This is a genomic window from Promicromonospora sp. NPDC023805, assembly GCF_040639635.1.
Taxonomy (GTDB): domain Bacteria; phylum Actinomycetota; class Actinomycetes; order Actinomycetales; family Cellulomonadaceae; genus Promicromonospora.
Map to the genome: position 1 here is coordinate 157,976 of NZ_JBFAAH010000013.1, position 8,612 is coordinate 166,587.

Below are 8,612 nucleotides of genomic sequence, written 5' to 3' on the forward strand. Positions count from 1 at the left end.
AATGCCGAACGCGCTCGATATCGAAACGTTGCGAATGGAAAGGGCGGGATTCCCCGGCGGGGAGCGCCGACTGTCAGTCGAGCGGGCCCGCGGGTCCGTCCGCCGAGCTCTCGCGCTCGGTGAGTACCGGGGCGAGCAGTCTCGTCTCCGACGGTTGCTCGCTCTCGAGGCGTGCCATCACCATGTCGACGGCTACCTTGCCGATGTCCTCGGCGGGCAGGTCGATGCTGGTCATGGGGATCCGCTGGGACAGGGCGACGTCGGTCGGGCAGACCGCTACCACGGACATGTCGGTGCCGACCACGGCGCCGCGCTCGGCCAGGCGGGCCAGCACGTGGGGCAGTGCGCCCTCGTTGTGGACGATGATCCCCGTGGTCTCCGGGGCGGTGGCCAGCAGTGTGTCGACCGCCTCGGAGGCGCCCGTCGGCGTGGAGTCGCACGCCTCCACCTTGACCGTCACGCCCGAGATCTTGGCCTGGTCGCGCAAGCCACGCATCAGCCGCTCGGCGAACGCGGTATGGCGCCGCAGCACCTCTGGCGGAGAGCCGATGAGCGCGATGTCGGTGTGGCCTGCCTTGACGAGGTGCCGCACGGCGAGCCGGCCGGCGGCGTCGAAGTCGAGGTCGACGCAGCTGAGGCCCTCTGGGTCCTGCGGCAGGCCGATGAGCACTGTCGGCTGCTTGGCGGCCGCCGCGACCGGCACGCGCGGGTCGTCCGCCTCGATGTCCATCATGACCAGGGCGTCCACCATGGAGCCGCCGGTCACCCGGTCGAGGCCGCTCACGTCGTCCTGGGTGAGGAGCAGGACGTCGTGGTTGAAGTCCCGGGCGCGCGTCACGACACCTGCCACGAACTGCATGATGACGGGTACGCTGACGCCCACCCGGAGGGGTGCCATGAGCGCTATGACGTTGGTGCGGGACGAGGCCAGCGCCCGCGCCCCGGCATGCGGCCGGTAACCGAGCTTGTCTATGGCGCGTTCGACACGAGCCCGTGTCGGCGCGGAGATCGGTCGCTTGCCCGACAGCACGTAGGACACGGTTGAGGTCGAGACCCCCGCCGCCTTGGCGACGTCGTCGATCGTAGCCACAGTGCTCCTCTCGGATCGGTGCCGCAGTGTGCCCTGTGCGGTGACAGGCGGTGCGCGTCGGCACCGGGCACACCAGTGTGCCGCATCCCAGGTAAGCGCTTCGATGGAAGCCTAGTTCACTCGCCTCGCGATGGGCACTGGACACGAGCCAGGGCCTGGGGATAGCGTGTTGAAACGCTTCGACGATCCAGACGCAGAGGTCTGGGCGCGGCCGAGAGGGTAAGGATGCCGAGGACCAACCGACGTGGGGCGCTCGTCGCGACCGCCGGACGACCGTCCCCCGAGGGCGCTCCGGCGATCACGCACCATGCTCCGCCGCACGACGGTCCGGCGGGAGGTACCACGTGGTACCAGGCGCAGTGCCGGGCACCGAGCCCTCGCCCGCCACTGCCCCGGCGGCCTGGCGAAACCAAGGAGATGCGATGAAGCACAAGCGGACCATGACTGCCGTAGCTGCCGCGATGGCCGGTGCGCTGGCCCTGACCGGCTGCACCGGCCAGAGCGGTGGCGGTGGCGACACCGACGACAGCACGCTGACGATCTGGCACTACGAGAACGAGGACTCGGCGATGGGCAAGGCCTGGGCCGAAGCCATCAAGATCTTCGAGGAGGAGAACCCCGACGTCACCGTCGACGTCGAGAAGCAGACGTTCGAGCAGATCCAGAAGAACGCCAAGATCGTGCTCACCGGCGACGACGTGCCCGACGTCATGGAGTTCAACAAGGGCAACGCGACGGCGGGCCAGCTCGCGGCGCAGGGCCTCCTGACACCGCTGACAGACGCCGCCACGGAACGCGGCTGGGACGAGAAGCTCACCGGGTCCCTCGCCACCACCGCCACGTACGACGAGCAGGGCCGCATGGGCTCCGGCGAGTGGTACGGGGTACCCAACTACGGCGAGTTCGTCGGCGTCTACTACAACAAGGACATGTTCGCCGAGCACGGCCTGGAGGTGCCGACGAACCTGGACGAGCTCGAGGACGTCCTGGCCGCCTTCAAGAAGGAGGGCATCACGCCGCTGGCCGAGGCCGGCGCCGAGTACCCGCTCGGCCAGCTCTGGTACGAGCTCGTCCTCGCCTACGGCGACCGCGCCCTGGTGGACGACTACCAGCTCTTCGCGAACGACGTCGACTTCCACAACGACGCGATGACCAAGGCCACGGAGAAGCTCGACGAGTGGATCGAGAAGGGCTACATCGCCTCCGACTCGGCCGCGCTCACCGCCGAGGACATGGGCGTCTCGTTCATCGACGGCACCTACCCGCTCATGGTCAGCGGGTCGTGGTGGTTCGGCCGGCTCGCGACCGAGGTCGAGGCCGACTGGGGCCAGTTCAACTTCCCGGGCAACACGCTGCACACGGGTTCGTCGGGCAACCTCTGGGTGGTCCCGGCCAACGCCGACTCCCCGAGCCTCGCCGAGGAGTTCATCGACATCACGCTCCGGCCGGAGGTACAGAACGTGCTCGCCGCCGAGGGCGGCCTGCCCGTCGCGGGCGACGCCTCGGTCATCGAGGACGAGCGCACGCGTGAGCTGACCGAGAACTTCCAGGCGATCCTCGACGCGGACGGCCTGGCGTTCTACCCCGACTGGCCGGTGGCCGGCTACTACGACGTGATCGTCAGCGAGCTGCAGTCACTGGTCAACCGGTCCAAGACGCCGGACGAGGTGCTGGACGGGCTCCAGAGCTCGTACGACGAGGGCAAGGCCGACCTGCTCGATGGCTGACAGCACCCTTACCGAACGGCGCTCGCGGGCCTCCGGTGGCCCGCGAGCGCAGGGCGGCACGCGCCGCCGTCGGCCCGACTGGGTGGGGTACCTGCCGTACCTCCTGCCCGGCGCGATCGCCTTCATCGTGGTGATCGGGTACCCGCTCGTGACGAACGTGTACTTCAGCCTGTTCAAGTGGCGCGGCGGCATGGCGCCCCTGCGCTGGAACGGGCTCGGCAACTACGCGGACCTGATGGGCGACGACAAGTTCTGGACGTCGTTCGGCAACTCGCTGGCGATGATCGTCGCGATGGTCCTGGTGCCGACGCTTCTCGGGCTGGTGCTCGCGGCGGTGCTGTTCGACTACCTCGGACGGCGGTTCGGCGCGCAGGTCTCCTCGGTGCTGCGGGCCACCTACTACCTGCCGCAGATCCTGCCCGTCGCGGTGGCGGGTGTGCTCTGGAACTGGATCCTGAACTCCCAGACCGGTGCGCTGAACGAGATCCTGCGCGGGATGGGCATCGCCTCGCCGCCCAACTGGCTCGGGGATCCCACGACGGCGCTGCCGTCGGTGATGCTCGTGCTGATCTGGGTCCAGATGGGCTACCCGGTGGTCATCTTCATGGCTGCCCTGCAGCGGGTGGACCCGGAGCTCTACGAGGCGGCCGAGCTCGACGGCGCCGGCTGGTGGGACCGGTTCCGGGCCATCACGGTGCCCCAGATCCGGCCCGAGACCTTCGTGGTCACGCTGACCTGCACGGTCGCGGCGCTCAAGGTCTTCGGACCTATCTACGTGCTGACGCGCGGCGGGCCCGAGAGCTCGACCCTCGTGCCCAGCTACTACTCGTACCTGAGCTTCTTCGACAAGTCCCAGGTCGGCTACGGCTCGGCGATCGCCACGGTGCTGACCCTCGTGATCGTCGTCGTCGCCGTGATCATCCTCGGCCTGCAGAACCGGGCCGAACGACGTGAGAGGGAGGGGATCTGACATGGCTGTCGCCACAGACGCGCGACCGCCCACGCGGCCCGCGCAGGTGCGCACCACCGCCGTCGACTCCCGCTACCGGCGTGGCGCGGGCCGCTGGCTCGTGCTGGCCGCCGCCGTGCTCGTGGCCCTGGCGGTCCTCGCGCCGTTCGGGATCATGGTGCTGAACGCCTTCAAGTCGCCGCAGGACTACGCGGCGAACGGCCCGCTGTCGTGGCCGTCGTCGCTCTACCTCGACGGGGTGGTGGCGTTCTGGGAGCGCACCGAGTTCCCGGTGAAGCTCTGGAACTCGGTGTTCATCTCGGCCGTCGTGGCCGTGCTCGGCGCGCTGCTGTCGCTGCTCAACGCGTACGCGATAGGCATCGGCCGGGTGAAGGGACGGCTGTGGATCGTCGCGCTGTTCCTGCTGGCGAACATGCTGCCGCAGGAGGCGCTGATCTACCCGCTGTTCACCATGGCGCAGTCGGTAGGGCTGTCGAACTCGCAGTGGTCGGTGATCATCATCTTCACCGTCATCCAGTCGGCGTTCGGCACCTATCTGCTCTCCTCGGTGCTCGGCACCTTCCCGCCCGCGCTGCTGGAGGCGGCGGCGCTCGACGGCGCGAGCCGGTGGCGCATCCTCTGGCAGGTCGTCTTCCCGATCGTGCGGCCGACGCTCTCGGTCCTGATGATCTTTTTCTTCATCTGGACCTGGAACGAGTTCTTCATCCCGCTGGTCATGCTGACCAGCAACGACACCCAGACCATCCCCATCGCCCTGGCGTCGCTGCAGGGCGATCGCATGATGGACGCGCCGACGATCAACGCGGGCTCGCTCGTCTCCCTCGTGCCCGCTGTCGTGTTCTTCCTCATCTTCCAGCGCACCCTGACCCGGGGCGTGACCGCCGGGGCGGTCAAATGACCGCGCTCCACACCACGATTCCCTACGCCCTACAGAGACGAGTGAGGCCACATCCATGAGATTCACCGACGGCTACTGGCAGCTGCGCCCCGGCGTCGAGATGCTCCGTCCCCAGGACGTCGACTCTGTCGAGGCGGGTGACAACACCCTTACCGTGTACGCGCCCACCGTGCCGATCACCAAGCGTGGCGACACCCTGAACCGCCCGCTCGTGACGGTCACGTTCAACGCTCCGGCGGACGACATCATCGGCGTGCGCATCGAGCACCACCAGGGCCGCCGCGACCCGGGCCCGCACTTCGGGATCAACGCGGAGCCCGGCGCGGTCAAGGTGGTAGTGCCCGAGACCGGTCCCGCCGAGCTCACGTCCGGCGGCCTCACCGCGCGCGTCGCCACCGACGGCCCGTGGCACGTCGACTTCATCGCCGACGGCGAGGTGCTCACCTCGTCGGCGGACCGGAGCGTCGGGATCGCGAGCACGCCCGACGGCGACTTCGTGCACGAGCAGCTCGCGCTCGGCGTGGGCGAGCACGTCTACGGCCTGGGCGAGCGGTTCGGCGCGTTCGTCAAGAACGGCCAGAGCGTCGACGTCTGGAACGAGGACGGCGGCACCGCGAGCGAGCAGGCCTACAAGAACGTGCCGTTCTACCTGACCGACCGCGGGTACGGCGTGTTCGTGGCCCACCCGGAGCGGGTCTCGTTCGAGGTGGGCTCCGAGGTCGTCAGCCGCACCCAGTTCTCGGTGGCCGGGCAGTCGCTCCAGTACTACGTCATCCACGGCCCGACGCCCGCCGACATCCTGCGCCGGTACACGGCACTGACTGGGCGGCCCGCGATCGTTCCCGCCTGGTCGTACGGGCTGTGGCTGTCGACGTCGTTCACGACGAGCTACGACGAGGAGACCGTCAACAGCTTCATCGACGGCATGGCCGAGCGGGACATCCCGCTCTCGGTGTTCCACTTCGACTGCTTCTGGATGCGGCAGTTCCACTGGTGCGACTTCGTGTGGGACCCGGCGACGTTCCCGGACCCCGAGGGCATGCTCGCCAGGCTGCACGAGCGGGACCTGAAGGTCTGCGTGTGGATCAACCCGTACATCGCCCAGCGTTCGCACCTGTTCCGCGAGGGCCAGGAGAAGGGCTACCTGGTCACCACGCCCGAGGGCGACGTATGGCAGTGGGACAAGTGGCAGGCGGGCATGGCGCTCGTCGACTTCACCAACCCGGACGCGGCCGCCTGGTACCAGGACAAGCTCCGCGTGCTGCTGCGCCAGGGCGTGGACGCGTTCAAGACGGACTTCGGCGAGCGCATCCCCACCGACGTCGTCTGGCACGACGGGTCGGACCCGCAGCGCATGCACAACTACTACGCGTCGCTCTACAACAAGGTCGTCTTCGAGCTGCTCGAGGAGGAGCGCGGGCGCGGCGAGGCAGTCGTGTTCGCGCGGTCCGCGACCGCGGGCACGCAGGTGTACCCGGTGCACTGGGGCGGCGACTGCGAGTCCACCTTCGTCTCCATGGGGGAGTCCCTGCGCGGCGGACTGTCGCTGTCGCTGTCCGGGTTCGGCTACTGGAGCCACGACATCGGCGGCTTCGAGGGCACGCCCGACCCGACGGTCTTCAAGCGGTGGGCGGCGTTCGGCCTGCTGTCGTCGCACTCCCGGCTGCACGGCTCCAGCTCCTACCGTGTGCCGTGGGTGTTCGACGACGAGGCGGTCGACGTCACCCGCAAGTTCACGAAGCTGAAGCTGCGGCTCATGCCGTACCTCGGCGGGCTGGGCGAGGTGGCCGCGAGCGAGGGTCTGCCCGTCATGCGCCCGATGGTGCTCCAGTTCCCGGAGGACCGGACTGCCGCCTCCGTCGACACCCAGTACATGCTGGGGCCGTCGCTGCTCGTCGCTCCGGTCTTCCACGAGTCGCGTGCGGAGTACTACCTGCCGGAGGGCGAGTGGACCCGCCTGCCCGACGTCGCAGTGGCGGGCCTTGCGCCTACCGTCACCGGGCCGCGCTGGGTCACCGAGGAGCACGGTTTCGACAGCCTCCCGCTGTTCGTCCGGCCCGGCACGGTGCTGCCCGTTGGTGATCGAGATGACCGGCCGGACTACGCCTGGGCAGAGGGCGTGACGTTACGCTGCACCCGTCTGCCCGAGGGGTTCGACGAAGAGGTCCTGGTACCCGGTGGAACCGGCGCCCCTGCGACGTTCCGCGTGCGGTACGTCTCCGGCGTCGTGCAGGTCACCAGTGAGGACGCCCCCGGCGAGTGGGGCGTCGAGTACGAAGGACGGACAGCACGGGCCACCGGCCCGGGAGAGGTGGCACTGTGAGTGCACGGAGTTTCCCCCCGGAGTTTCTCTGGGGATCCGCGACGGCGTCGTACCAGATCGAGGGTGGCGCGACAGAGGGCGGGCGCGGCCCGTCCATCTGGGACACGTTCTCGCACACGCCCGGCAAGACGCTGAACGGCGACACGGGCGACGTCGCGGACGACCACTTCCACCTGTGGCGGGAGGACGTCGAGCACATCAAGAACCTGGGGCTCGGCGCCTACCGGTTCTCGATCGCATGGCCGCGCGTGCAGCCGGGCGGCTCCGGCGAGTTCAACCCCGAGGGCATCCAGTTCTACTCCGACCTCGTGGACGGGCTGATCGCCGCTGGCGTGAAGCCGGTCGTCACGCTCTACCACTGGGACCTCCCGCAGGAGCTCGAGGACGCCGGCGGCTGGACCAACCGCGAGACGGCCTACGCCTTCGCGCGGTACGCCCGGAAGATGGCCGAGGAGCTCGGCGACCGCATCGACGTCTGGACCACGCTCAACGAGCCGTGGTGCACGGCGTACCTGGGCTACGGCTCCGGCGTCCACGCGCCGGGCCGCTCGGAGTCCCTTGCCGCGCTGCAGGCGGTGCACCACCTGAACCTGGCGCACGGCCTCGCCGTCCAGCAGATCCGCGAGGTGCTCGGCGACTCCGCGAAGACGTCGCTCACGCTGAACCTGCACGTGTTCCGGCCGGACGACCCGTCGTCCGAGGCCGACCAGGGCGCCGTCCGCAAGGTCGACGCGCTGGCCAACCGGGCGTTCCTGGCGCCGGTGCTGGAGGGCGTCTACCCGGCGGACCTGCTGGAGAACACCGCGTCGGTCACCGACTGGTCGTTCGTGCTCGACGGCGACCTGGAGATCACCAAGCAGCCGCTCGACGTGCTGGGCGTCAACTACTACTCGACGGCGCGGGTGCGTCATTTCGCCGGTGAGGGCGAGCGCCAGCAGGCCGACGGGCACAAGGACTCCGCCGGCACGCCCTGGCCCGCGGCGGACGACGTCGAGTTCCTGCCGCAGCCCGGTCCGTACACCGCCATGGGCTGGAACATCGAGCCGGCGGGCCTCACCGAGCTGCTGGTCTCGCTGCGCGACTCCTACCCGGACCAGCCGCTCATGGTCACGGAGAACGGCGCGGCGTTCGAGGACACGGTGGTGACCGAGGACGGCGTGGCACGCGTGCACGACGTCGACCGGGTCGCGTACCTGCACGACCACGTCGAGGCGCTCGGTCAGGCCCGCGACAAGGGCGTGGACGTGCGCGGCTACTTCGCCTGGTCACTGCTCGACAACTTCGAGTGGGCCTACGGGTACGACCGTCGCTTCGGCATCATCCGGGTCGACTACGACACGCTGGAGCGCACCTGGAAGGACTCCGCGCACTGGTACCGCCGTCTGGCCACGACCAACACCCTCCCGGGCACGGACGAGGTCTCACCGGCCTAGCGGGTGGCCTGACTTCGGTCGGTTGCTGACGGGCTCCGGTCACTTCGGTCGGTTGCGTTGAGATCGGTCGTTTGATTGACCAGCTGGGCCCGCACGGCTGGAAGCTCACCGACCGGCCGGGGATCGACGCGCGTCGGGCCGATACGTTCTGGCGCGAGGAACTCGGGGCCC

The 8,612-nt window shown here is 69.1% G+C and carries 6 protein-coding genes; 5 read left to right on the forward strand and 1 reads right to left on the reverse strand.

Annotation, left to right across the window (positions count from 1 at the left end; genetic code table 11):
• Positions 1–73: 73 nt before the first annotated feature.
• On the reverse strand, positions 74–1,090 hold the full coding sequence (locus AB0F70_RS14760) for a LacI family DNA-binding transcriptional regulator (protein ID WP_357449197.1): 1,017 nt from the start codon (positions 1,088–1,090) through the stop codon (positions 74–76).
• A 422-nt stretch (positions 1,091–1,512) separates the two neighbouring features.
• On the opposite strand from AB0F70_RS14760, the gene AB0F70_RS14765 reads away from it, so the two are divergent.
• Genes AB0F70_RS14765 through AB0F70_RS14785 form a run of 5 tightly spaced genes read left to right on the forward strand, consistent with a single transcriptional unit; the run spans position 1,513 to position 8,441 of the window.
• Positions 1,513–2,817 carry an extracellular solute-binding protein gene (locus AB0F70_RS14765; protein WP_357449198.1) on the forward strand — a complete coding sequence of 435 codons (1,305 nt, stop codon included), beginning with the start codon at positions 1,513–1,515 and terminating at the stop codon, positions 2,815–2,817.
• Positions 2,810–3,787, forward strand: a complete 978-nt coding sequence (locus AB0F70_RS14770) for a sugar ABC transporter permease (RefSeq protein ID WP_357449200.1) — start codon at positions 2,810–2,812, stop codon at positions 3,785–3,787. Before AB0F70_RS14765 ends, AB0F70_RS14770 begins: the two co-directional genes overlap by 8 nt.
• A 1-nt stretch (position 3,788) precedes the next feature.
• Positions 3,789–4,685: a carbohydrate ABC transporter permease gene (locus tag AB0F70_RS14775; protein WP_357449202.1), complete on the forward strand. Its 897-nt coding sequence runs from the start codon at positions 3,789–3,791 to the stop codon at positions 4,683–4,685.
• Positions 4,686–4,740: 55 nt separating this feature from the next.
• Positions 4,741–7,008 (forward strand): alpha-xylosidase, encoded by a 2,268-nt coding sequence (gene yicI / locus AB0F70_RS14780; protein WP_357449204.1) that lies wholly within the window; start codon positions 4,741–4,743, stop codon positions 7,006–7,008.
• Entirely contained in the window at positions 7,005–8,441 is a 1,437-nt protein-coding gene (locus AB0F70_RS14785) for a GH1 family beta-glucosidase (protein WP_357449206.1), read from the forward strand. The genes yicI and AB0F70_RS14785 overlap by 4 nt, the downstream gene beginning before the upstream one ends.
• The last annotated feature ends 171 nt before the right edge of the window (positions 8,442–8,612 follow it).

Excerpts from the sequence above, each read along its gene's own strand:
- AB0F70_RS14765 (WP_357449198.1), top strand. The coding sequence starts at position 1,513 with ATGAAGCACAAGCGGACCATGACTGCCGTAGCTGCCGCGATGGCCGGT.
- AB0F70_RS14770 (WP_357449200.1), top strand. The coding sequence starts at position 2,810 with ATGGCTGACAGCACCCTTACCGAACGGCGCTCGCGGGCCTCCGGTGGC.
- AB0F70_RS14775 (WP_357449202.1), top strand. The coding sequence starts at position 3,789 with ATGGCTGTCGCCACAGACGCGCGACCGCCCACGCGGCCCGCGCAGGTG.
- yicI (WP_357449204.1), top strand. The coding sequence starts at position 4,741 with ATGAGATTCACCGACGGCTACTGGCAGCTGCGCCCCGGCGTCGAGATG.